Origin of the sequence: Clostridium sp. AM58-1XD, assembly GCF_003464085.1 — a bacterium.
Lineage (GTDB): Bacteria > Bacillota > Clostridia > Lachnospirales > Lachnospiraceae > Lachnoclostridium_A.
On record NZ_QSDR01000015.1, the window covers coordinates 62,930 to 87,366 of the forward strand.

24 protein-coding genes are annotated in these 24,437 nt (G+C 48.1%); 2 read left to right on the top strand and 22 right to left on the bottom strand.

Features of this window, described 5'->3' with window-relative positions; genetic code table 11:
* Nucleotide 1: 1 nt before the first annotated feature.
* The 17 genes from DXA13_RS10800 to DXA13_RS10880 all read right to left on the bottom strand — a co-directional run bounded on the left by DXA13_RS10800 (nucleotide 2) and on the right by DXA13_RS10880 (nucleotide 18,479).
* Entirely contained in the window at nucleotides 2-1,399 is a 1,398-nt protein-coding gene (locus DXA13_RS10800; protein WP_118244301.1) for a hypothetical protein, read from the bottom strand.
* The gene (locus DXA13_RS21745) at nucleotides 1,392-2,381 is read right to left on the bottom strand and encodes a hypothetical protein (RefSeq protein ID WP_243009076.1); all 990 of its coding nucleotides are present in this window, start codon (nucleotides 2,379-2,381) and stop codon (nucleotides 1,392-1,394) included. The genes DXA13_RS10800 and DXA13_RS21745 overlap by 8 nt, the downstream gene beginning before the upstream one ends.
* A gap of 4 nt (nucleotides 2,382-2,385) precedes the next feature.
* On the bottom strand, nucleotides 2,386-4,263 hold the full coding sequence (locus DXA13_RS10810; protein WP_118244304.1) for a baseplate J/gp47 family protein: 1,878 nt from the start codon (nucleotides 4,261-4,263) through the stop codon (nucleotides 2,386-2,388).
* A 28-nt stretch (nucleotides 4,264-4,291) separates the two neighbouring features.
* Nucleotides 4,292-5,749, bottom strand: coding sequence for a hypothetical protein (locus tag DXA13_RS10815; RefSeq protein ID WP_118244306.1), 1,458 nt, complete (start codon nucleotides 5,747-5,749; stop codon nucleotides 4,292-4,294).
* A gap of 54 nt (nucleotides 5,750-5,803) precedes the next feature.
* Nucleotides 5,804-6,217, bottom strand: a complete 414-nt coding sequence (locus DXA13_RS10820; protein WP_118244308.1) for a GPW/gp25 family protein — start codon at nucleotides 6,215-6,217, stop codon at nucleotides 5,804-5,806.
* A 12-nt stretch (nucleotides 6,218-6,229) separates the two neighbouring features.
* A complete protein-coding gene (locus DXA13_RS10825) occupies nucleotides 6,230-7,006 on the bottom strand; it encodes a phage baseplate assembly protein V (RefSeq protein WP_118244310.1) in 777 nt (258 codons plus the stop codon).
* A 19-nt stretch (nucleotides 7,007-7,025) separates the two neighbouring features.
* Nucleotides 7,026-8,081 (bottom strand): hypothetical protein, encoded by a 1,056-nt coding sequence (locus DXA13_RS10830; protein ID WP_118244312.1) that lies wholly within the window; start codon nucleotides 8,079-8,081, stop codon nucleotides 7,026-7,028.
* A gap of 48 nt (nucleotides 8,082-8,129) precedes the next feature.
* Nucleotides 8,130-8,789 carry a LysM peptidoglycan-binding domain-containing protein gene (locus DXA13_RS10835; protein ID WP_118244314.1) on the bottom strand — a complete coding sequence of 220 codons (660 nt, stop codon included), beginning with the start codon at nucleotides 8,787-8,789 and terminating at the stop codon, nucleotides 8,130-8,132.
* 41 nt (nucleotides 8,790-8,830) lie between these two features.
* Nucleotides 8,831-9,250: a phage tail protein gene (locus tag DXA13_RS10840; RefSeq protein ID WP_118244316.1), complete on the bottom strand. Its 420-nt coding sequence runs from the start codon at nucleotides 9,248-9,250 to the stop codon at nucleotides 8,831-8,833.
* A 15-nt stretch (nucleotides 9,251-9,265) separates the two neighbouring features.
* Nucleotides 9,266-9,691: a phage tail protein gene (locus DXA13_RS10845; protein ID WP_118244320.1), complete on the bottom strand. Its 426-nt coding sequence runs from the start codon at nucleotides 9,689-9,691 to the stop codon at nucleotides 9,266-9,268.
* A 50-nt stretch (nucleotides 9,692-9,741) separates the two neighbouring features.
* Nucleotides 9,742-11,475, bottom strand: coding sequence for a phage tail sheath subtilisin-like domain-containing protein (locus DXA13_RS10850; protein WP_118244322.1), 1,734 nt, complete (start codon nucleotides 11,473-11,475; stop codon nucleotides 9,742-9,744).
* A gap of 33 nt (nucleotides 11,476-11,508) precedes the next feature.
* Nucleotides 11,509-11,868: a DUF4157 domain-containing protein gene (locus DXA13_RS10855; RefSeq protein ID WP_207662164.1), complete on the bottom strand. Its 360-nt coding sequence runs from the start codon at nucleotides 11,866-11,868 to the stop codon at nucleotides 11,509-11,511.
* Nucleotides 11,869-12,201: 333 nt separating this feature from the next.
* Nucleotides 12,202-13,212 carry an NAD(P)-dependent oxidoreductase gene (locus DXA13_RS10860; protein WP_181995621.1) on the bottom strand — a complete coding sequence of 337 codons (1,011 nt, stop codon included), beginning with the start codon at nucleotides 13,210-13,212 and terminating at the stop codon, nucleotides 12,202-12,204.
* 44 nt (nucleotides 13,213-13,256) lie between these two features.
* Nucleotides 13,257-14,633, bottom strand: a complete 1,377-nt coding sequence (gene hydA / locus DXA13_RS10865) for a dihydropyrimidinase (protein ID WP_118244326.1) — start codon at nucleotides 14,631-14,633, stop codon at nucleotides 13,257-13,259.
* Between the two features lie 189 nt (nucleotides 14,634-14,822).
* Nucleotides 14,823-15,878, bottom strand: a complete 1,056-nt coding sequence (locus DXA13_RS10870; protein WP_118244328.1) for a sugar ABC transporter substrate-binding protein — start codon at nucleotides 15,876-15,878, stop codon at nucleotides 14,823-14,825.
* Nucleotides 15,879-15,936: 58 nt separating this feature from the next.
* Nucleotides 15,937-16,983, bottom strand: coding sequence for an ABC transporter permease (locus DXA13_RS10875; protein ID WP_118244331.1), 1,047 nt, complete (start codon nucleotides 16,981-16,983; stop codon nucleotides 15,937-15,939).
* Complete coding sequence (locus DXA13_RS10880; protein WP_118244333.1) at nucleotides 16,983-18,479, bottom strand: sugar ABC transporter ATP-binding protein; 1,497 nt, start codon at nucleotides 18,477-18,479, stop codon at nucleotides 16,983-16,985. The genes DXA13_RS10875 and DXA13_RS10880 overlap by 1 nt, the downstream gene beginning before the upstream one ends.
* A 111-nt stretch (nucleotides 18,480-18,590) precedes the next feature.
* Between DXA13_RS10880 and DXA13_RS10885 the strand changes: the two genes are divergently transcribed.
* Nucleotides 18,591-18,797, top strand: a complete 207-nt coding sequence (locus DXA13_RS10885) for a GntR family transcriptional regulator (RefSeq protein WP_181995622.1) — start codon at nucleotides 18,591-18,593, stop codon at nucleotides 18,795-18,797.
* A gap of 50 nt (nucleotides 18,798-18,847) precedes the next feature.
* Entirely contained in the window at nucleotides 18,848-18,976 is a 129-nt protein-coding gene (locus tag DXA13_RS22400) for a hypothetical protein (RefSeq protein WP_278287044.1), read from the top strand.
* Nucleotides 18,977-19,805: 829 nt separating this feature from the next.
* Here the strand turns inward: DXA13_RS22400 and DXA13_RS10895 are convergent.
* From DXA13_RS10895 to DXA13_RS10915, 5 genes are read right to left on the bottom strand one after another with little or no spacing between them, the layout of a single operon-like run.
* A complete protein-coding gene (locus tag DXA13_RS10895; RefSeq protein ID WP_118244339.1) occupies nucleotides 19,806-20,768 on the bottom strand; it encodes an amidohydrolase family protein in 963 nt (320 codons plus the stop codon).
* A 36-nt stretch (nucleotides 20,769-20,804) separates the two neighbouring features.
* Nucleotides 20,805-21,866 (bottom strand): sugar ABC transporter substrate-binding protein, encoded by a 1,062-nt coding sequence (locus DXA13_RS10900; RefSeq protein ID WP_118244342.1) that lies wholly within the window; start codon nucleotides 21,864-21,866, stop codon nucleotides 20,805-20,807.
* Nucleotides 21,867-21,881: 15 nt separating this feature from the next.
* A complete protein-coding gene (locus DXA13_RS10905; protein ID WP_118244345.1) occupies nucleotides 21,882-22,856 on the bottom strand; it encodes an ABC transporter permease in 975 nt (324 codons plus the stop codon).
* The gene (locus tag DXA13_RS10910; protein WP_181995624.1) at nucleotides 22,849-23,412 is read right to left on the bottom strand and encodes an ATP-binding cassette domain-containing protein; all 564 of its coding nucleotides are present in this window, start codon (nucleotides 23,410-23,412) and stop codon (nucleotides 22,849-22,851) included. The genes DXA13_RS10905 and DXA13_RS10910 overlap by 8 nt, the downstream gene beginning before the upstream one ends.
* Nucleotides 23,409-24,362: a sugar ABC transporter ATP-binding protein gene (locus DXA13_RS10915; RefSeq protein WP_118244349.1), complete on the bottom strand. Its 954-nt coding sequence runs from the start codon at nucleotides 24,360-24,362 to the stop codon at nucleotides 23,409-23,411. Before DXA13_RS10915 ends, DXA13_RS10910 begins: the two co-directional genes overlap by 4 nt.
* Between the last annotated feature and the right edge of the window lie 75 nt (nucleotides 24,363-24,437).

The following is a 24,437-nucleotide window of genomic DNA, read 5'->3' on the forward strand; positions in this document are numbered from 1 at the left end:
ATCATTCGTTTACTACGATAAATACAACTGCGCGTACGTCCGGATCCCCTTCGTTCTCTGCGGACACCCGGTAAACACCCGGCTTATTTGGAGCACGGTAAACGCCGTCTTCATCGATCGTTCCTCCGTCTTCATCCGCCACTTTCCAGAGAATCCTTTTGCTTTCCATATTCACGCATACCACACTCAGTCTGCAGCTTTCTCTCACCTTCATGGATACCATTCCCGGCTGAATAAAAATCCGCTTTTCCCCCTGCCCGAACTCATTTCTCCGCCTGTTCTTTACAGCAGTCCAGTAGACTGTCAGTTCCTTATCATCTGTCTCCTCCAGAAGCCTGGCTCCGATAACAAACGTACCTCTGTCCGGTTTCTGCCTCAGGGCCAATTCCGCCTGAATTCCCTGGATGCCATAAATAGATTTACTTTCATTCCCGTAATCCGAAAAAATCCTGCTGTCCCCTGATATCAGGCTGTCGTCTGCCTCCTGCTGAAGAAAGATCTGGGCGACTCCCGTCCCCAGCTTGTGAGGAATCTCAGCGGAAAAATAACACGTTCCTTTTTTCCCTCCTGATTCCAGCTTTATAGTGGCTTTTCCGTCGGAAAACTGCCAGTCTTCAGAAGAATCCTTCTTATGTTCCCCACCCTGCATACTTTCCGTTTCCTTTTTCCACTGCCGCAGCATTCTCACTTCATCTTCCAGGAAATGAATTCTGGTTTTTATCCATGGCACACAAGACGTATACTGGTTTCCCGGAAGGTTTTCCACGCGATCGATCATATAGAACGGGCCGGCCTTTACAAGAAATACCTTGGCCAGATAAACTCCCTGCTGGAAAATTTCCTTATCCGTCTTTTCCGCTCTCTCCTGAAGATAGCGCTTCTCTTTCTCCTGCTCCTCTTCCCGGCTCTCCTGCTCATCTGACGTCTCCGGCTCATCCCAGCTGTGAGGCTCGTCGTCCGTGACATAAAGCCCATAGCCCTCTTTCATTTTGTTGTATTCCGTCTCTTCTTCCCTCTGGACGGCGGAGTATGTAATATTCTGAACGGGTTCTGCCGGCCTTTCCTGATACCTTATACAAAGGTAAAGCGTCTCACTGCCTTCCTCTCTCGTCGCCTCTTCATACCCTTCGATATCAGATAAACGCACGATAGCCGGTGTTTCAACGACAATTTCTCTTCCCGTACAGTCCAGAGCCAGGCCCATCTCCAGCGAAATACTGTATTCATCCACCTGTATGATCTCCAGCCCTGCCACCGCGCCTACTCCGAATAAATACCGGTTGATCATGCGGCGCTTGTCATTTCCATACTGCTGTTCCTGCCTCATATCCTCTGATGTCAGCAATTTTCCATTAAAATACCTGTTTCTGGTAAATGGAATATATGTCAAATTATTCAATGTCATTTCCTCCTAACACCGCCATGGATACCATCTGCCCCCCGTCCAGCCTTGCCATTTGATACGGCCGGACCACGCTGTTAATTCCCAGATATGTATGTGCTCCTAATATCGTATAATCCCTGAGGACAACCAGGCGTATCGGAAGCCATGCCGGCCGGCCTTCCTCCACGACCTTAAGCAGAGCGTTATAAGCCTGATCCGTAGGTACAACACGCTCCCTGACATATATGGTCAGCAGGGGCGGCCCTTCTGTCTCCTCCCATAAATACGGGCGCTCCCCTGTATAGCATTCTGCCAGTTCCACCATGCCCGACCACGTACCTCTTTTCCTGTAAACTGCGGCGCCTTCTCTAAAGTACGTTCTTAATGCAGCTTCCTTCCACAGGTGAATATCTTTCATATCCAGCCACTCTGCCAGTTCCCGAAAGTCACCGGAATCAGCTGACTTAAGATCGAGCCTGGCAGCGCCTCTGTCAATCCTGCCTTCCATTTCTTCATAAATAGTCTGAAATACCGCCAGATACCGTTCCAGAAAGCTCCCTCTTTCCCTGTATGATTCCGGCAGAAACTCTGTCCAGCTTTTTACTCCAAAGAATATTTCCGCGGCGTGAATGACCGGCCGGCCGTCGTTATTTCCCCACATATGAAGACAGAACCAGAGATACCGGCCTGTCACACGCGTCAACAGGATGTCCTGTGGATTCTGTATTTCAGCCCTCTTATACTTTTGGAAAACCCGGTCTGCTTCTCCCGCTTCTTTTTCCTTCCATATCTTTCTAATGCCGTCGATTTCTTCCTGTTCTGCTGTAAAAATCTCCAGCAGTACCATCATGTTGTCGCCCCGGCTGCATTCCATCGTAAATCGATGCCATTCTGCTTCCGCTTCCCTGCTGTCCAGTATTCTGGATAGGAACAGTTCCCGCCCGGACCATTTTCCCCTTTGGAAATCCTCCGGTTTATTAAACACAAAATATTTCATAAGTTCACATCTTTTCTTCCAAAGGTATGGTGAAGCCGCACTGAATCTCCCTTAATACGGCAGTACCAAAAGGAGGAAAAAGGATATCTCCTTTTTCATTTCTCTTTGCATTTCCAGCCTCAATTTCCAGAGTCCGAATTTTACTGATTCCTGACAGTCTGTCAATCATACCGTACAATTCCCCATAAGACAGTACCTGTCCAAAATGATGGCTTTCCACCCATCGGCCGGCCACAGCCTGCACAGCGCTCCGTCCGTCCTCTTCTCTGATATGGCCTTCCAGCCTGCAGAATATCCGGACAGGATAGAATTTTGGAACCTGAAATGATATCCGCGTACCAAGAATGCGTTTTTCTTCCAGAAACCGCCTCGCATTCACACACATAAAATGAAATGGCTCCTTCTTTAGGCACTCCTCCTGGTCTCCGCCCGTATATGGGCGGATAACGACAGCCATTCTGTTTTCTTTTATATTTTCCCAGTATGCCCTGCAGTCCCTTACTGCGATCCCGGGCATATGCTTTATAATATCCTCATAATCTTCGCAGGATACAGCACGGCAGGGACTTTTTTGTTCTTCCGTATATCTTCGGATCCCTTCTTCGGCCGTCTCTTCCTCAGCTCCGCCTTCGGCAACCATTTCGTTTATTACGGCCGTTCCTTCCGGCAGGTCGTCACACCGGCTGACCGCTCCTGCTTTCACATTTCCATACGCTCCCCGCGTCCTCTGGGCACAGATGATGCGGATCCTGCCCTCTGGGATTCTTCCATGCCATCCGTCTCCAAAGATCAGGCTGCCCTCCCGGAAGTAGTAGTGACAGTCTTTTGGCCCTGAACTGTCAAAATCCTCCATGCGCTCCCATCTCCTCATTTCCATCCTGTCTGTTTCTCTGTTATTGCCGCCGGGAGAAGGGACTTCCGCTTCAATTGCCAGAGTTTTGGAATACAGTTCCGGCTCTTCCAGTTCTATCACCTGATTGGGAAGTCCATCGGCCAGAATATCTGGAAAACGGTCCAGCGTCTCTGTCTGAACGGCGCGTATGACCGACATGCTTATTCTGTCGATTACAGGCGCCATAAGGTAACGGTTCTCCCGGAGCCTTATGCATATCTGCGGGCTCTCTTCGTCCATATCCTCTGAAAGCCGGAAGTAAATCATGCCTGTCTGTATCATCTGATACGTCTCGTCTTTCTCCACCTTTACCGGCAAAAATCCAGACCTGGTCCGGTAGGATAGTTCCAGTACCGCTGCCGGGAAAAATCCATACCCGCCATATTCTTGTTCACTCAGCTCTGTAACAGGTTCTGCATCAAAACGGCCGTCCGGTGCCGAATGAAGGTAAAGACCATACGGTCTGTCTCTTTTAAGAGAGCGCGTCAGAGTCATTGTAAATGTGCTCTTTTCCGATGGTTCTTTTCCAAAGGGATAGAGAATCATGTTCTTCCCATCCTCTATCCATTTCCCTTCAAGCCTCATAGTTACGGCCATTCTCTTCTTTTCCTCATCCCAGGCTTCTGTCTCCAGCGCCTTCCATATTTTCCCGACAGCTATCTGCTCCCTCACCGCTTCAAAGCAGACGTCGTCTGCAAAAAATCTGCATCCTCTTTTCACCAGACAGTCGCTGTCTCCCGATACGGTCACCAGCGTTTCCGCCGGACAGCGCCCCCTTGGCCTGATTCCTAAGAGTTTCAGATATTTTCGCTTCTGCGCTTCGCTGATCTGCTCCATCCTGTACTTCTGCACCTGGTCCATGTATGCCATCAGTTCCAGGAGCATAATGCCGGGATCTGACGGATTGTGGTCACTCCATCCAGGATATCGTTCCATTATTCTCTTTTTCAGCGCTTCTACCGTATCCTGCCAGCTGTTTTCTGAGATCATTGCCTTCACTCCTGCCCAGCATAGTCTTCTATATCGTCACATGTATTTCGTGTTTTCCGCTTATTGGCAAAATCCACGGGATTGCCGCAGCCTCCCTGATATCAATTTCTTCCTGCCCGTATCCCCGGTCCAAAAAGGCTGCAATCCTCATCCTTTTTACGTAGCTGATCCCTGGAATTCTCTGTATTTCCTGTCTGATCTGGCTGTATCCCGGAATTTGACCGATCTTCCATCCCGACCCGTCTTTTCCGCCCGTAACGGGATCCAGATAAGAGGCCAGCCGCTTCTCAGCCAGGTCAGCCAGCTCCATTCCCCTGCTGAAATCCGCTGCTGCCAGATCTGCCTGTATATCAAGCCTTACTCGCCATGCAGCCGTCAAATGAAGCCGCGGATCCTTCCGTTTATCGTATATCTGTTTTGCCCATTTATGGTAACAGCAGTGCCCTTCCTCCTCATCTGGAATAAAGAACGCCACCAAAATCTCTCCATCTGCCTTCTTCCCCTCTTCTCCATAGCCGGGAAAGCATCTGATCTTTTCAATATTTCTGAATTCACTCTTTATAACAGCTTCATAGTCGGCAGGTGTTACCGTTTTTTCCTGATGGCGCACTGTCTGCATCTGCCTCTTTCTTTTCTGTTCTGCCGTTTCACCTTCAATACCGCCGAAACATCCCTCCGGATTCCGTATCTTTGAGACGAATCCGGCGCTTTTTTCCAGCTTCCATTTTCCTCCGGAAGCTGTATTTGCGTCTTCTCCAGTTTTCTCTGCCCTTATCCCGCCTCCATTGGCAAAAACTGCAAAATAAGTTCCATCTGTTCCATCTTCCGCTGTAATGCTGATTCTGTATTCCTTCCCCGCTTTACACGGAATTTCTTCCCAATCCCTGTAAGCCGGAAAGCATACAAGCCCGCTGTGCATAAGATTTTCCGTACCATCAATCACATTCATCGGCTCCCAGCCATTCCTTCCCAGAAACTTCCACCCGTACGTTTTCTTCCTCTCTCTGCTTTGCGTCTCAATCATAAGAAACAGGTTCACCGCCTGGCTCGGCCTCTTTCCCTCCAGCAGGATTTCCCAGCCTTCGCTGCTGCGCACGGTCTCTTTCACCCGCCACGGTGCTGCCTGGACATGCTCCTGAAGCAGATAACTCACCCGTTTTCCATTCTCACATTCCTTCATGACTCTGCTGCCTGCCAAAATCCATGCCTCATCCATTTCCATACTCGCCAGTTCAAACACGAGATATCCTTCTGCACATCTCCCTTCCGTACACTCTGAACCCAGCAGGAAAAACAGATTGTCCCTGCGTTTCTTCAGGAATTCATCCCATTTTTCCTCATTTCCTTCCATTAATTCCAGAAACAGTTCCGCTGCCGCCGTACCTAAATCAGGGGCGTCGGGACTGTATTTCCATTCCGGCACATAGGAATCGGCCAGTTCCTTTAATCTCTCTGTATAACAGCTCCCGCCATCCGGCCCTTTCACGGCTTCACCTTCCTTCTGCTGCCCATTTCTCTTCGGCTCCTTCCCTTACATGGTCTAATACCGGAGTCCCTCTTCCAGATAGAATGGGTATACCAGGTTATATGGATTGTTTGTCGAACGCACCACGTAATTGATCTCTACCTGCACGCAGCGATCCGCTTCCTTTCGTCCCGGCGTTTTCACGCGGACTTCAATATCCCGAATTCGCGGTTCCCATAAAATGAGCGCTTCTTTTACCGCTGCCTCCATCTCGCTTCTTACACGAAAGTCCGGAATTTCAAAGAGATATTCGTAAATACGGCAGCCGAATTCCGGACGCATAACGCGTTCTCCTGGCCTGGTAGAGAGAATAATTCCTATGGACTCTCTGATTTTATCTTCTCCGGAAGCTTCCATGATCTTTCCGCTTACACGGTCTGCCTCAATCGGAAATTCCCATCCCGTTCCCAGAAAATCATATACCCCCATATTCCCTTCCTCCTAATTCAGATTCAGCATTTTGCCTTTCACATTCAAGATTCCGCCTGCTTCTACCGTCATGTTGGCGCTCGTTTTTATCTCTCCCATATCACCCGATACGGAAAGCTGTTTCCCCTTAATCTCCGTTTTCCCCGATCCTTCCATGGCGACCTGACCGCTCTTCATCTCCAGCTTTTTATCGGGGCTGATGGTGACATTGTCTCCCGTGACAGAAACATCCCCCCCTGCGATAGTGATATTGTCCTCCACCGTCACCTTTTCATTAATCACTGTTTTTCCCATAACAGTAACAAGCTCTTCTTCGACAACCACCTTTTCTTTTCCGTTGATTTTCAGAATGATTTTATTAGCCGCCTCAATCTCCAGTACCTTTTCTTCCTCCCCGTCCGTCATTGATATGATATTCGTACCGTCCGGATTGGATAGGGACAGCTTTTTCAAAGACTCGTCGATCAGAATTTTAAATCCCGCTTTTGTCTGGATCAGCTTCTTATCGTTATTCTCATCAGCCGTGTCCTCCGATATGGCATTGACCGTATGAAGCAAGCTGCCGAGAACTACCGGATTGGTTCTCTTTCCGCCCAGAAAGCCTACGATTACCTCGCTTCCGATCTCAGGGAGCATGTATACTCCATAACCCGGCCCTGCATATGGAACCGTTACAGGAATCCAGCCTGTCACCATAACGCCCTTTTCCCCAACCGGATATTCTACCTTCACTCTACCCTTGTTCTCCTCATCCCAGTTCTCCTTGACAATTGCAGCCAACAGTTCCACTGCTGTTCTCCTTTCATCTTTAGCCTCCCAGTTCGACCGTCGTCGTAAAGCCATTCTCTGAGTTCATCTCATGGATGACTCCCCGGATATAATAGAGGCCGTTCCATCCCGGAACCACATCGTCGATCTTCAATGTCTTTCCGATTTCCATATCCGGTAGTCCATCCGTAGTCTTCACTGTGCCTGAAACGGACTCCCACGCTTTTCTGGCTGCCCAGGAGGCAGCTAAAGCCGTGGCCTCCTCCTGGGTTTTCATTCCGTCCGAGGCAATCGTTTCCGTCAAAGCCGAAACGGACGAATCCAGCCGGCTGCCTTTGGCCGTCTGGCTGGCCGTCACTGCCCCGTGATCTTTGTCCATAGCCGTAATCTGTATTTTTCTGTGTAGAAATTTTTTTGTAATATTTATGGAATTAAGGCCGGCTCCCGGTTTCAGCTCCAGAATTTCAGCCTGGGAGGAGTCATGTTTCTCATAGCAGGCCTTTCCGGCGCTGATATAGAATTCCCAGTCCGGCCGTACTTCGTCGATCAGCTGCCTCATGATAAATTCAAAATCCGACTCCCACTGATGTAGCAGACAGGCGTTAGAATCGTCTTCTCCTGAAGACGACGTACAAAGCCCGCTGTAAGGCGCCATGATTTGTGAAAATGCATCGCTGTATCCCGTACAATCCAGAATCCGTATCCGTTCTCCCGACTCTTGCAAAAGCTTCCCTGCATCTGAGGCAGTCACCTGGAATACAAAGCCGTTTTCCTGTGTCAAAACGGCCTTTACCTCATCAGCATATCCTTTAAATACTGTTTTTAATGAAGAGCCATATCCCAGCTTGATTTCCACGCTGCTTCCCGGCAGCAGACCGTCCATAACCGCAGATTCTGCCGAATGATTCGTCACATTGTAACAGCCGCCGACCGTAAAGCTTGCTTCTCCCGGACGGCCGATTCCCACCGAAGTCTTGATATCGCTTACACTGCATCCCCAGTCATCCTTCACGTCCTTACCGCCGATCAGGATGCTGCCGGCCGGAACCATAAAGCCGTCATACTTCTTGCGAAGAGACGCATACGTATCTCCCATCCGCCATTTCTCACCTGCTTTCTCTGTAATCTATCTGTCTTTCATAAACTATTCCTCTTTTAGGGCCGGCACTTTCAGAACGCATCCCGGTCTTATGTCAAGAGGATTCTGTATTCCGTTCGCCTCGGCAATCAGCTTCCATTTTTCACAGTCGTCATATTCCTCATAAGCGATTTTCCACAGGCTGCTCCCTTGAATCACCGTCCTGTATTTTGTCCGGTCCGGTGAACTTTTCGGCTGAGCCTTATTGTCCGCCTCTGAAGATATGGAAGAAATCGTCAGATCTATTTTTGCCCTCAGGGGCATACCGTCGATGCCGAAATATGTAAATGTCTGGTTTAAAGAAGTTACCATTCCTTTAAAATTTAAATTTCCCCAGGAAAAGGACACGGCAGGAGGCCGGTGCTGGTCGCCGTCCACGTCCGTCAGCTTGACGACGTCGTCCGTATATTCCGTAACCGCCTGATAATATCCTTCGCTGTCAGGAATCGACGTATCAAAATACAGGGAAAGGGAAAGTTCCCTTCCCTCCCCCTCCACATACTGCAGATCCTGCGTATTTTTTTCTTTGTCCGAATTCCTCGCGTATTTCGTCGTACATCGGATCGTATACTCCGCCGGATTAAACATACAGGTAATCGTTTTGTCCTCCGTTATTTTGTCCTTCTTGTATACGATGATCCTGGCCTTTTGAAGCTCGCCCGGCAAAAGACCGCCTCCTCTCCGTTTCCTGCAGCGGCCAGATGACCTTATGAGCTTCTGGTCAGCCCGTTATGGATGATTTCAATTTTTTCAATCAATACCTCATGTCCCATGGCGTCGAGTCCACCTGTTTCTATTTTTGAAACTATGCCGTAAGGAACGGTATATGTTCTCGCTGATTCAGCGCCGTCCAGAACGATCACAATGAGATTATTCACTTTGCTTCCCACAGACAGCTCCAGTTCTCCAAGCTCCGATTTCCCATTCCCCGTCCGGATTCCCCGTTCCAGGATCAGAACCTCCTGTTTCGACTTCTGCTTTGGAAGGAAGACGGGCCCCCAGTTTCTCCCGCCTTCCGCAATAATCTCGTATTCCTGTTCTTCCGATAATCCACTGACTCTTGCAAAGCCGTAGCTCACGCCGTCCATCTGAACGGCAAAATCATAATTGACCGCCAGTTTTCCCATCCTGTCACCTCACGGTTACTCTACTGTCATTCCTTCGTGAACCAGCTCCAGAGATTCGATCGCAATCTCGTTCGACGTAGCGTTGAAATCCGGCGCCGTGTACTTGGTCGGCCACGCTTTCGTGATATGCCAAGCCAGCACCTTTTCATATTTTTCATCCACAAGGGTAATCACGACTTCTTTCTGCTTAACTTCCCCTGTCAGGCCAATCACAATCCAGTCGTAAAATGCCTTTCCTGTAATCACGCCCTTCTTCAACGTCACGTTGCTGTACTTCCTCAGGCCCGCCACTTTCATGGGCGTCTCTGTCTTCATATTGCCTTCCCTGTATTCAATCGGATCGATTGACGCGTCCAGGCCGGAAACCTCCGAAAATCCGCCTGCATCTGCATTGTCGATCGTCACCTGAAAACGAAATTTTGGTTTTGGATAACCTTCCATGTTTTACCTCCTGTCTGTCATTGCCTCCCGTTTCTCTATAAGAATACCGCCTATTGTGCATCTCCCGTTTTCTGTGTAATGCGGAAGATTACGAACTCAGCCGGCTTCACCGGAGCAACCCCGATAATACAGATCAGACGTCCGTTATCGATGTCGTCCTGGGACATGGTATCGCGCCCGACGTTGACGAAAAACGCCTCGTCCGTGGATGTGCCCGCCAGTGATCCGTTCCTCCACAATGTAGTGAGGAAGAGTTCGATCGTCCGTTTGATGCGGATCCACAGCACCTCGTCATTCGGCTCAAAGACAGCCCAGTTTGTATTGGCTTTAATGGATTCCTCGATAAATATGAACAGACGGCGGACGTTGACGTATTTCCAGCTACCGTCGCTGCTGACCGTCCTGGCTCCCCATACCCTGATGCCCTGTCCCGGAAATGCACGGATCAGATTGACTCCCTTCGGATTCAGAATATCCTGTTCCCCTTTGTTAAACTGGACGTCCAGCCCTACACAGGCTCGCACTACTTCGTTGGCAGGCGCCTTATGGACGCCTCTCTGCGTATCGGAGCGGGCATAAATCCCTATAACGGACCCGGACGGCGGTATCGCAATATTCTTCCTGTCAAGAGGGTCGAATACAATGAGCCACGGATGGTAAAGAGCCGCATAGGTGGAATCGAACATGTTTCTGTGGTTTTCAATATCCTGTACTTTATGGGCGCCCTGAGGCACATCCAGCACGGCAAACCGGCTGGCCAGATTCTCACAGTGGGCTACGAGTGACAGCTGGACATTGGGGTCCGTGACTCCTGGAACCGACATGATGGACACCACATCGTTATCTACAAATGCCTGAATTCCCGTTCTCTTTCCTGCGCCGTTGTCAACGCCTATGTAATCGGCCGGCCCCGCTGCCAGCGCATTGCCGTTGCTGCCGCCCGACAGTTCTACGGAAGCGACAGCAGCCTCTGCAGGCGCCAGCTGGGCAAACGGAGGAACGGCAGTCTCCGGCTCCGCCCCAGCTGCCTCAACAGCGATCATATCGGACTTGGCCATCTTCTTTTCCACAAAATTGGGAGCTGCGATGTTAAAGGACATGTTGTCATAACTCTCCACGATGTCTTCATACCGTACTTCCATATTGAATTCACACGTAGTCAGAACCTTGTCCGGCAGAAGCTGCCGGTCCGTCACATCGCCCTCCAGAGGCGAATCAAATGATATGATATTGTCCTGACTCTTTGTGATTTTTCTGTATATAATATTTTCTCCGTCTGTAAACGCAGCAATATCACCGGACAGGAATCCCGAACCGTTCTTTACATTGTAGCTTGTCCCTTTTTCCGTCTCCAGTACTTCCAGAATCTGAGTCTTTGCCTTGCTCGCCGGAGTAATCAAAATTCGTATGCTGTTTCCCCACAGGCCTGGATTTTTAGCTTTCATCGTCAGCCTGGGCGCATCCTGAAATAAAACGGCTCCTTTTGCACACGCCGCGTCTCCCGGCGCCACTCGCATCACAAAGCACCTGGAACCGCCGTTGATGAAGAAATGCTCCACCGCATATGCCAGGAAACGATAGTCGCCGTACTCGTTCGCCGGAAGATAACCGCCGTAGATCCGCCGGAAATCAGAAAAGTTCGTTACCAGCTGGGGAAGTCCTTCTACAGGACCTCTTTCTGCCATCCCTATGAAGCCCGCTGTGCTCGTCCCGACGCCTTCCATCGGTTTCGGTCCGGAATCAAATTCCTCCACGTATACACCAGGTGACAAATACTCTGCCATAATCTGTACCTCCTCTTTCGTTTTTTCTTTATACTACCGGAATTTATCTGCCTCCGCTTCCAAAGCCGGATCATCATTCAACGGCATCCCTTTAATACTTCCGGTCGCTCTCACTCTTCCCTTCTTCTGCTGGACGACGTGACCCAGCTCATGGGGGATCACATGCTCCTTTCCCGGTGCCACAAAAATCTGATTTCCCTGGGTATACGCCAAAGCCTGCACCTGAGCCGGCCTGGAGGAATTCAGGTGAACACCTACATCAGCCATTGGAACACCACTCTTCTTTTCAGCTCTCTGAACCATTTCCAGGATACTCTGATTTCCTGCTGCCGCATAAGATGGACCAGACTGCTCAGCCTGCCGCTCTCTGGTGATCTCCGAATCCTTTTCCATAAACTCCCCCTCCTTTATCATGAAATCACTTTTTTTAGGGTATAAAAAAGAGCAGACTCTTCTATTCATAGAATCTGCTCTTAAACGTGTGATACTCATATGCAGCGGAAATTCCGCTGCGGTCCCCACCTGGTCCAATATGGAAACACTAAGCTGTTACACTTTATGGTTTCGACTCTATCGGATATTATCCAATACTGGATATTTAGCAATTTCAGCGTATCATACAGGCGGAGAATTGTCAATCTTTTTTGTGCATTTCGCATAATCAATCATATCTTTTTCTTTTTTATATATACAATTTATCCATAATGATAACTTTCAAATAACAAATCAGACCACATAGCCGTGATGGCGGGCGATCCATTCCATATAATCTTCGAATGCTTCTTTCAGGCCGTACTGAGGCCGGTATCCCGTATCCTCCTGCAGCCGTTCCAATGCCATCGGCGCGTTATCTGAATCCTGGTTGATTTTGAGGTTAACCGTCTCTTTCTCTTCTGCAATGCAGAAGGAAAATTGTGGAAACCGTTTCTGCAGCATGGCACACCACTCTGACATTGTCCAGCGTTTACCGGAAGACACTGGATAGACGTCATAATGCAGTTCTTCTGCTTCCAGCAGCCGTATGACAGCTTCCGCCAGTTCCGGCCCGTAAATCCATTCCCCTCTGCCGTTTCTGGATAAGCATGCCTTCTTCCCTTTCCTGGCCATTGCCGTTGTCTGATAAGGAAGGCTCATATGGGACCGTACCCCGCTGTAATGTTCCCATGGACCAAATACATCGCCGATCCGCACCGCGCAGCCTGCGATATGAAACAGTTCTTTATATCGAAGGAATATTCTTTCTGCTGTAAATTTAGAGATTTCGTATAGAGAAACGGGATCAGCCATACTTTCGCCTTCTATAAGCGGCTCTTTCTGAAAAGCAGTTTTTCCATAAGCGGAAATGGAGCCCAGCATGAGAAACCGGCCGGGGACCTTCTGATCAATATATGCCTTCAGCGCACTGGCCGTCCCCAGACAGTTTACTTTAATCACCATTTCTCCGCTTTCCGCCTCCATTTCAGCTCCAGGAGTGATGGCGGCTGCGTGGATGATATCCGTGATCTCCTCTTCCTTTATTATTCTTTTTAACAGTTCTGTGTCCAGAATATCGCCGCAGTAAACAGTCAGCTTTCCATGACCGCCTTTCATCTCTCCGGTATATTTTTCTTCCGGAGGCTTTATGTCAAACAACACTGTATCTGCCCCTCTTTCAAGAAGCCCGCTGCAGATATTCATTCCCACAAAGCCTGCTCCGCCTGTCACAAGTACTCTTTTTTCAGATCTTTTGCTATTCATTTCCTCCGCCTCCTGATTCAGGTACTTCATGCATTTGACGTGATTCATCTGATTATTGGCGCAAAACGTTTCATCAATTCACCCCGGAATCCGGAATCTACATATTTTCCGTTAAAAATCACGAAATTTCCTCTCACGATTGTATGTATGACTTTTCCTGTTATCTCCATTCCTTCAAACGGTGAAAAGTCAGTAACCATATGGTGGTTCGCCGCCGTATGGGTATACCTGCATTTCGGGTCGATCACGGCCAGATCCGCGTCACTTCCCACTGCGATGATGCCTTTCCTCGGATACAGTCCCATCAGTCTGGCCGTATTGGCAGACGTCAGTTCTACAAATCTGTTTACCGTAATCCTGTTTTTCATCACACCTTCTGAAAACAGAACGATCCCCCTGTTCTCAATCGTGGGCAGTCCATTGGGAATGTCGGGAAAATAACCGGCGTGAACACGTTTCTGTTTTGATGAGTAGTCCGTGTGGTCGCTGTTAATGATATCCACAAGGCCATTTTCTACCAGCTTCCACAATCCCTCCCGTTCCTCTTCCGAGCGCAGAGGCGGACTGCACACATAATTACAGCCGTCTTCTCCTTTGTATTTTTCCTCCGTCAGCGTCAGGTAATGAGGGCACACTTCTGCGAAAACAGGAAGATCACGGCGGGCTTTTTCCAGCAGCTTTCCAGCCCGTCCTGTCGTCATATGAGCGAATATAACTGGGGTTCCCGTCTCTCTTACCATAGCGGTGATTCCGTACATCGCTTCCAATTCCGTAATCGGCGGTCTGGATTTTGCATGATCCCAGGGCGTCGTTCTGCCGGAGCTGACCGCATCGGCAATATTCCGTTCAACCATGTCGGCACTTTCTGCATGAATCAGGGCCATCGCATTTTCCTCTGCCGCAATTTTCAGCATCTCATATATTCCTGACTTTTCCAGCATCAGGGAATCCCTGTATACAGTAAACATTTTTACAGACGGAAAACCGCTCTGAATAATTTCCCGTACCTCTCCATAAAACTGGCTGCTTGCTTTATTTATGCACGGATGAAACGAGTAGTCTACCACACAGTTTCCCTTTGCCTCATTCAGCTTTCTCTCAAATGCCGCGGCCGGTGTTTCTCCCTCTTTGAGAAATGAAAAGTCCACGACAGATGTCGTTCCCCCATACGCGGCGGCAATCGTTCCTGAATAATAATTGTCCAGAGAATTAAATTCTTTTCCAGTGGAAGCAATATGTGCGTGAGAATCGATCATTCCCGGAACCACGTACATGCCGTCTGCGTCGATTACCTCTTTCGCCTCTGCAAACTGCTCTGCCTTCCCCAACGCCGCAATTGTTCCGTCTTTGACCGCCACATCCACATGTTCGGATTTGTCCGCATTAACAACCAATCCGTTTTTAATAATAAAATCAAGCATGCTGCCCCTCCTTATTTTTAATTGAAAGAGGGTGTTGCAAAAAAGGAAAAAGTATTGCCATCGCTACCAGATGTAGTGACTTAGCCACTGCCTGGAACGAAATCTGGTATCGATGGCATGTCTGATTTTACTTTTGCAACACCCGCCTGATCTGCCTTAAAGGAAATTATTTCTTAATTTCCACGTATTTCACAGGCTGGCTGTCCGCCCAGTTGACCCAGTCGTCGTCCACGTTATCGCTTCCGATAAACAGGCAAGGAATCTCCATATTTGGCTTCTCCAGTTTTCCTTCTTCCAGAAGCTTGTACATATTCTGAACCAGAACCTTATTGATCGTAGAAACCATCTGGCCGCCGTTCCAACTGCCTCGCCGGATTTAATCAGTTCACATACCTCGTCCGATCCGTCTACTCCCACGATATTAACCTGGCCTGTAAGGCCGGCTGTTTTAACTGCTGACGCAACGCCCTGCGCGTTCGGGTCCTGGAAGCACCATGCTCCTGTAATATCAGGATCGGCAATGAGGAAATTGCTCATAACTTCAAAACATTTGTCCACCGTATGGGCCCCGTCTTCCACATTGACAATTTCAATATCCGGGTACTTCTCCTTCAGACAGTCATCACGTCCTGCCGCTCTCTGGCTGGCTACAGGATTGGTGCTGTTATGGAACACTACCATTTTTCCCTTACCGCCCATGGCCTCTCCCAATGCATTCATAGCAAGATATCCCGCCTCATGGTTATCCGCCATAATCGTCATATCCGCGATTTCCATATTTGCCGTACTCTCCACGAGAATACACGGAATCCCTGCATCCACAATCTTCTGTACCGCTGCGCAGCTGCCTTCATAATCAATGGGCGTCAGGATAATCACATCGTATCCCTGGGTAATACAATCCTCCACGATAGACAACTCTCTCGTCACGTCCTGATTGCTGTCAAATGTAGTAACTTTGTCTTCCGGGTGAAGCTCTGCAACGTATTTTTCCAGGTATTCCTTGTTGGTTACAAAGTATGGAATCGTCAGGGTTTTTGTAATGAGGGCGATCTCCATAGGTTCCCTCTCTTTGTCCTTAGCACCCTGGGATTCTTCGCCGCCCGTATCTGTTTTCTCCTTTGTCTCCGCTGCCGTTTCCACAGACGTCTCAGCCGCTTTTTCCGTCTTCTCCGCCTCCGTGGCTCCTGACGATCCGCTGCCACAACCGGCTGCGGCCATTGCCGTTACCAGTACAAGTGCCATTAAGTTGATAATCTCTTTTTCATCATAGTTCCTCCTTTTTTGTTTATATTGTGATCGGTTACGCTTGATCGGTCCCCGAAAAAGCTCCTTTTGTCCTCCTCTTTTTCTCCTTATTTTTATTCCTTTTTTTCTTATTCCCTTTCTTCACATATGTATCCACCAGAACCGCTGCGATAATGACAACCCCCTGGGCAATGTACTGGTAATAGTAATCCAGCTTCAGCAGGTTCATAACGTTGTTGATTACTCCCATAATCAGGGCGCCTATAAATGTTCCTCCGATCGTACCCGTACCTCCCGTAAAGCTTACGCCTCCCACAACTGCGGCAGCGATCGCCGTCGTCTCATATCCGTTAGCTGCCGTCGGCTGCCCGGACGAAACTCTGGAAGCCAGAATAATACCTGCCAGCCCGGCCAGCACACCGCTCAGCGTATAAACGACGATCAGGCATTTTCTCACATTAATTCCCGAATGTTCCGCCGCTTCCGAGTTGCCGCCGATCGCATACACATGCCTTCCGAACCGTGTCCTGGCCAGCAGCACCCACATAATAAAATAAATAATAATCATTAAAACGACGGCATATGGAAGCTCAAAGACCATTTTCTCCGCCGAATTATAGAACTTCCAGCTTCCCGCTCCGATCTTTACAAATGCCTGGTTGGATACCATGATCGGTTTTCCCTCCGTGAACAGATATGCAAGCCCTCTCACCGCCATCTGGGTGGACAGCGTAATGATAAACGGAGGAACGTCCGTATATGCTACCAGAAGTCCGTTTGCAAGCCCGAAAATCAGGCTGACGATCAATGCGATCATCATGCCGGTCTGAATCCCCATTCCCCATTCGGAACATGCTACTGCAAAAATACATCCGGACGCCGCGCAGACCGAGCCTACGGAAAGATCAATTCCGCCTGTCAAAAGGACGAGCGCCAGCGAAAGAGCCAGAATACCGCTCACACTGATCTGTCTCAGGATATTGACAAAGTTGCTCACCTGCAGAAAATTAGGCGCCATGAAGCTTGTAACAGCACACAGCACTACAAGCCCGATCAGAATGCCATAGTGCAAAGAAAAATACTTTTTCACCGCGTTTTTCATTATTCATTCCTCCCTGTTGCATATTTCATAATTCCCGGCTGGGTCAGCTCTTCCGCTACCGAATCCAGTACGGTCATAATTCTGCCTTCATGCATGACAGCGACCCGGCTGGACAAATTTATGATCTCAGGAAGATCCGAAGAAATCAGTATGATGGATATCCCCTGTTCCGCCAGTTTGAACATCAGGTCATAGATTTCCGCCTTAGCACCTACATCGATTCCTCTTGTCGGCTCATCCATAATCAGAATCTCCGGTTTGGTAGCCAGCCATTTTGAGATGACAATCTTCTGCTGATTTCCTCCGCTCAGGCTTCCCGCCTCCTGCTCTGTATCCGCCATCTTTATAGACAGGCTGTTTTTGTATGTATTGATAATGTCGTCTTCTTTTTTTCTGTCAATAAACGGTCCTTTTATAAATTCTCTCAGCACAGTCAGAGTCAGATTGAAACCGACGCTGTTCATCAATACGAGACCAGCCTTTTTACGGTCTTCAGGGACCAGGGCGATATGCGCCCTTATGGCGTCCTGAGGCCGCTTTATTACAACCTTCTCCCCTTTCATAAAAAGTTCCCCTGAATCCAGTTCATCCAGGCCAAATATGGCCCTTGCAAGTTCCGTCCGCCCCGCTCCCACCAGACCGGACAATCCCAGAATCTCCCCCTTTCTCAGAGATATGCTCACATCCTTCAGCTTACTGTTTCTGAAATTCTTCACTTCCAGAACCACTTCTTTTCCCACCGGCTTGTTCTGAGAATACAGCTTTTCCAAAGGCCGCCCTACCATGAGTTCAATCAGCTCATCTTCCGTCGTTTCCTGTATTTTTTTAGTAGCTATATACTGGCCGTCGCGCAGTACGGTCACTCTGTCTCCAATCTCAAAGGTTTCGTTCATCCGATGTGAAACATAAATAACCACGACTCCTTTTGCAGTCAGCGACCGTATCGTCTGAAACAGCGCCTGAACTTCTTTTTCCGTCAGGCTGGCCGTCGCCTCATCCAGAATCAGAATCTTCGCATCCACGGACAATGCCCCGGCAATCTCTACCATCTGCTGCTGTGCAATGGAAAGCTCCGAAACCATCATGGAAGCATCAACATCCATATCCAGACTATCAAGCAGAAACTGGGCTTTCCTCTCCATCTCTTTAAAATCTACCAGCAGCCCCTTTGTGATCTCTCTTCCTCTGTAAATATTTTCCGCTATTGTCAAATCTTGACAAAGGTGTATTTCTTGATATATCATAGAGATACCATATTGTATTGCGTCGACAGGATGTTTTACGTGGATTTCTTTTCCGTCAATAAAAATCTGTCCTGTATCCGCTTGGTGATTTCCAGTCAAAATCTTCAGAAGTGTCGACTTCCCTGCACCATTTTCCCCCATTAAAACGTGCACTTCTCCTGAAAAACAATCCATGCTGAAATTCTGTAATGCCTGTACGCCTGAAAAGGACTTGCTGACATTCTTAACACTTAAGGTTGCTTTATCTGACATGTGATCACGACCTTTCTGTATGATTTGTCTGTCGACAATCCGTTGACTGTCGACAGCTTGGGCTTTAAATTAATTCATGTATAATAATACATGAAAACTAGGAGGAAAATAATGGATTCGATCGAGAAAAAACTGCCGTATCATATTCAGGCATACAACCTGATTAAAAATGACATTTTAAATCACAGGCTGCTTGGAGGGGATAAAATTAATGAAAGTACTCTGTCGCGTGTCTTTAAAATCAGCCGCAGCCCTGTCCGTGAAGCGCTGCGCATGCTGGAGCGGGATAAGCTACTTGTAAACTCTCCTTATGGCTGATCGTCAATCCTCTGCCGACTGCCGATATCAGGGAGCTGTACGTAAGCCGCATGATGATTGAATCCTTCGCAGCAAAGCTGGCGGCAGAAACCATCACTCAGGAACACCTGGCTTATCTGTCCACTTGCATTGGCCTTGCAGAAGAAGCCCAGGCCCAGGGAAATGTGCGGAGCTACTGAATCATAATACAAACTTTCACGAATTAATTGTATCTTTATGCGGGAACAGTTTCATACAGAACTTTCACGATATTAACAGAAACCTGATTATTTTGTCCCGTTCCAATGAACTCTTCCACCGCAGTGATGCCGATTATTCATCGGAACACCGCCAGATTCTGGAAGCTCTGCGCAGTCACGACGGCTCTTTGGCCGAATCCCGCATGCGCGTACACATTCAAAACGATCTGGATTACTATCTGGAACACGTAAACAAATAATTCAAATTCAATAGAAGATTACGTTTATGTTATAAACAAGGTCTTTCCTGAAAAGGAAAAAGGGGGCTGAAAGTCATTTTCAGCGCCTTTTCTTCTTCACCGGCAGCTGACGGCCGTTTATACTGCCTGCGGTCGTGATGGGCACTGAATCGCATATGTTCGAGTCCGGTGCCTTTTATTTTGTCTTAATTATAAGTCCCTTCAACCATCTTTGTCAAACTATTCTTACTAATTATGTATATTTTCAGCATATACTTGCATTATCATCGACCGTCGACAGCTATTTTTGTGCAGTTTTTATACTTTTCCATATTTTTTTATCTTTCGTTTGGTTATTAATTATTTGAGGGCGTTGCAAAAGTCGAATCCGTATTGCCGCCGATACCAGATTTCGTTCCAGGCAGTAGCCAAGTCACTACATCTGGTATCGGCGGCAATGCTCTATTTCTTTTTGCAACATCCTCAACAAATTGCGGAATTTCAATTCGGCGAACATGAGAGAGGCCGTTTTACAGTCTCTGAAACTGCAAAACGGCCCATTTCGTTTTATTTTATTATCTGCTTTCCAGCTAACATGATCCCACTTTTCCAAACCAGACCTTGTCTGCCGTCCTTCCCAGTACGTCTTCCATCTCCTCATCCGTAAGAAAATCGCTGTGTCTCGTAAAGCAGGTCACATGCTGTTCATACGTACATGCTCTCAGTACAGTCGGCGCATCGCTTCCCCACATCAGGCGTCCGATTGCCCCCTGTTCCTTTACGGTGCGTACCACATTCTGCATGGATGGGTAAGGATACTCGTCAAAACCACTGACCATCATTGGTATCCCCGACAAGTCAAACCAGACATTTTCATTGTATTCCAGAATTGACAGCGTCTTTTTCAGGCAGTTATAGTTTCTGTCCCTGTGTTCTTCCGGATCCCATAAGCGGCTGACCCCCAGATGGGGAATGATTATTTTCAGCTCCGGATACCGTCTGGCCACCTCCAGCATTTGATCAATAGGGTAATCGTATACGCCCTTTCCCCACCCCATATCAATCACAAAATATCGGTCGTATTTGAGGATTTCCTCGAATACAAAGCTATTTTCAGGCGCCGTCATATCAAATGGAATATCCGGAGCTTCAAACTTGAGCCCCTTATATCCATATTCTCCCAGGCACAGTCCGGCTGTTTCCAAATAGGATTTTTTATCCTGTGGATTCGGAATTCCCACCGTCACATATTTGTCGGGATTCTTTGATATAATTTCGTTAATATATTCATACTGCTCCCCGTAGCACGGCGTCTGCAGGAGAACCGCTTTATCAAATCCCAGCAGCTCTTCATATCGCTGCAGCACCTCGATCTGGCAGCTGCAATCTGCAAATTCCGGCGGAAGGAACTGAATCACTTCGTCTCCGATTTTCGTCTGTCCCCAGCTCAGAGCCTTATTCGTCATTGTGTCGAACCGTCTTCCGTCCAGTTTCTCCCACACATGGCCGTGAGCTTCGATAAACAGCATGTCTTTTCCTCTTACATGTATCATTTCTGCACGTTCCTCTCTGTTGCTTTTCTTATTTTTTTACTGCCATTCCAGATACGTTTTTGCATTTTCTGCAGTTACTACATCACATCCCGTATTAATGACACGTTCAACATCTTCTCCCGCCATATACTTCTCAATGGCATCCACAACCATACGTCCCATCGTCGCCGGCTTCTGGGCGATCGTTACATCGATGGTTCCTTCCAGCACCTTCTGGGCTGCATCCGGCTGGCCGTCGAATCCGCAGACCTTTACCTGCTCTTTCTTATTGGCTGCTTCCACTGCCTGCCCCGCTCCAATTGCCATCATGTCATCTACCGCAAAAATGCCGGCCAGGTTCGGATACGCTGTTAAGAAATTTTCTGCTACCGTCATACCCTGTGACAGATCACCGTTTGCATAATCGCTTGTAACTACTTCAACGTCAGGATACTCTGCAATTGCTTCCATAAATCCTTTGTATCTCTGTGTCGTCGCATCGTTTCCGGCAGCGCCGTCTACAATGGCAACCTGGCCTTTTACATTTTCTCCGAACCACTTGGCTGCAATCTTTCCACCTTCAAAGTTATCGGTCCCGATATATGTAACATAATTGCTTTCATCCGCTCCTGAGTCCACCAGGAATACAGGAATTCCCTTGGAATCCGCTTTATTGATTACATCTACAATCGCCGTTTTGTCGCACGGTCCCAAAACGAGTGCGTCTACGTTTGCCTCTACAAAGGCTTCCGCTATACTCACCTGTTTATCTACTTCCGTCGATGCATCCGGCGCATTGCACTTGAATTCGAATCCAGCTTCTGCTGCAGCCTCTTCCATCGCATCCCGGATTGCTACGAAATAGGGATTTCCCAGCTGCTTCGGCACGAATGCGATGACTTTTTTCTTTCCCGTGTCTTCCTTTTCGCCGGATTGTGCCTTTTCTCCAGCCGCTTCCGTCTGTTCAGCTTCCGTCTCTTTTTTCTCCGTGCTCTCCTGTGTCTTTTCTGCGGTCTGCGCCGCCGTCTCCTTTCCCGATCCCGGACCGCTGCACCCTGCTGCCGCCAATGCCATTGCTGCTGCCAACCCCACTGCTAATACCTTTCTCATTCTTGCCATGTTTTTTTCCTCCTTTTATTTTTTAGCTGCCAGCCTTCTCCTGGTAACATCCAGTGAAACTGCACAGACAATAATGAGTCCCAATACAATCTGTGTAAAAAAGCTTCCTACGCCTAAAAGTACCAAACCGTTTCGGATAACCGCTATGATAACCGCGCCGATCAGCGTACCGAAAATTCCGCCTTCTCCTCCTGAAATACTTGTTCCTCCGATAACAACGGCTGCTATCGCTTCCATTTCGTAACTCTGTCCGGCCGTAGGCTGTGCTGCACTCAGCCTGGACAAATAAACCATTGCCGCCATGCCGATACAGATTCCTGAAATGATATATACTTTAATCAGGTTCTTTTCCACTTTTACGCCGGAAAGCCGGGCCGTGGCCTCATTGGAACCGATAGCGAATATATACCTTCCTGTTGCCGTATGGCTTAGAATGATATAAGCAATGATGCCGATAGCCAGGAATATGTAAACAGGCACCGGAATACCGGCCAGAAACCCCTGTCCGATAAATTTAAAGTTTTCATGTTTGACTGCAACCTGAGTTGAATTCGTTATGTACAAGGTGAATCCTCTGACTACATACATGGAGCCAAGCGTCATAATAAAAGCAGGTATTTTTACAAAAGCGATCACGATTCCGTTGATTAGTCCGACCGCCGCCCCTGTCATGACAGCCGCCAGAATACCCAGCCACATATTTCCTGTTCCGTTTATTGTCAGACAGCCGGTTACGCAGCACAGGGCCAGCAGAGAGCCTTGAGACAGGTCGATTCCCCCTGTAATGATAACAAATGTCATTCCTACCCCCATGATGGCGTATACAGCCGCCTGGCGGAGAACCTGCATAATATTGTCGACGCTCATAAATGTTTCCGTAAATACTGAAAGGAAAATTATAATTATGATAAGCGGAAGCAACGACCCAAATCCTGAAATCCCCGTAATTTTCTTCCATCCCCACTCTTTTTCTGAAATCTTTTTATTCATCACGGCCTCCTAACGCATAGTACATAATATTTTCCTGTGTAGCTTCTTTCCTGTCTATTATCTTCTTAATTGACCCTTCATGAAATACGGCTATCCTGTCACAGATTCCAAGTATTTCCGGAAGTTCCGACGAAATCACAATTACGGCGTTTCCTCCTGACACCAGGTCGTTGATAATCCCATAAATTTCGCTCTTGGCTCCAACATCGATTCCTCTGGTCGGTTCGTCGAAAATATAAATGCTGGATTTGGCACACAGCCATTTTGCAAATACCACCTTCTGCTGATTTCCCCCTGACAAAAACTTTACCTGTTTATCAGAAGAGGTGGTTTTTATATGCAGCTGATCCGTGTAATGGTCCACTGCCTCCCCTTCCCGTTTCCCGCTCAAAAGAAATTTTCCCTTCATACTGCCAAGTGACGAGAACACGATATTCCAGGCGATGCTTTTGTTCAGCACGAGTCCTTCTTCTTTTCTATTTTCCGGAAGCAGTCCGATTCCGGCTTTAATCGCTTCGTGCGGAGAGCGTATGTTGACTTGTCTGCCGTCAATCAATATCTGACCGCCGGTCCGCCTGAGACTCCGAATACCGCCTTTGCCGTCTCCGACCTGCCTGCGCCCACGAGACCGGAAAATCCTAGCACTTCACCCCTTTTCACCTGAAAGCTCACATCTTGAACCAGTCCCGGAACAGTAATATTTTTCGCTTCCAGAAGAACATCCCCAATGACAGCTTTCCTTTTAGGGAACTGTTCGTCCAGAGGTCTGCCTACGATATAGGAAATGATGTTCTCAATCTCCATCGCGCGCACGTCTTCGATGCGGACGACAAATTTACCATCTCTGAGAACGGTTCCGCTGTTGCCGATCTGCTTGATCTCCTCCATCCGATGGGAAATATAAATAAATGTAACGCCTTTTTTCTGCATTCTCCGTATGATAGAAAAGAGATTATCGATTTCCTTATCAGACAGGGACGAGGTCGGCTCATCCAGAATTACAATCTGTGGATTCTGAGAAAATACTTTTACGATCTCTACCAGCTGCTGCCCCGCTACGGTCAGTTTCTTTACTCTGATGTCCGGGTCCAGTTCCACCCCTAGCTCCTGTCCCCACCGAATGGTTTCTGACCTCATTTTTTTCCAGTCCACCAGGCCTGACCTGTTTTTAATTTCCCTCGTCAGAAAAATATTTTCTGCTACCGTCATATGAGGCACAAGGCTGTTTTCCTGAAAAACCGTACCGATATTTAACTTCCTGGCCTCCCTGATATCACAGACGTTTACCCGTTCTCCGTTGATCAGAATTTCCCCTTCTTCCGCATGGTATACGCCTGTCAAAATTTTCATAAGGGTTGATTTTCCTGCTCCGTTTTCCCCCAGAATGCAGTGCACTTCTCCCCTATTGATAAAAAAAGAAACATCTTCAAGAACCTTTACCCCTGAAAACTGTTTTGTAATATGCCGAAATTCCACAATCGGCCTTTCCTTCCCCTGGTCTCCCAATCAGACACACCCTTTCTCTCGTTAAAGTCGTTAAGTTAATCGTTTGACTAACTTTAATTTTAGCAAAGACACCGA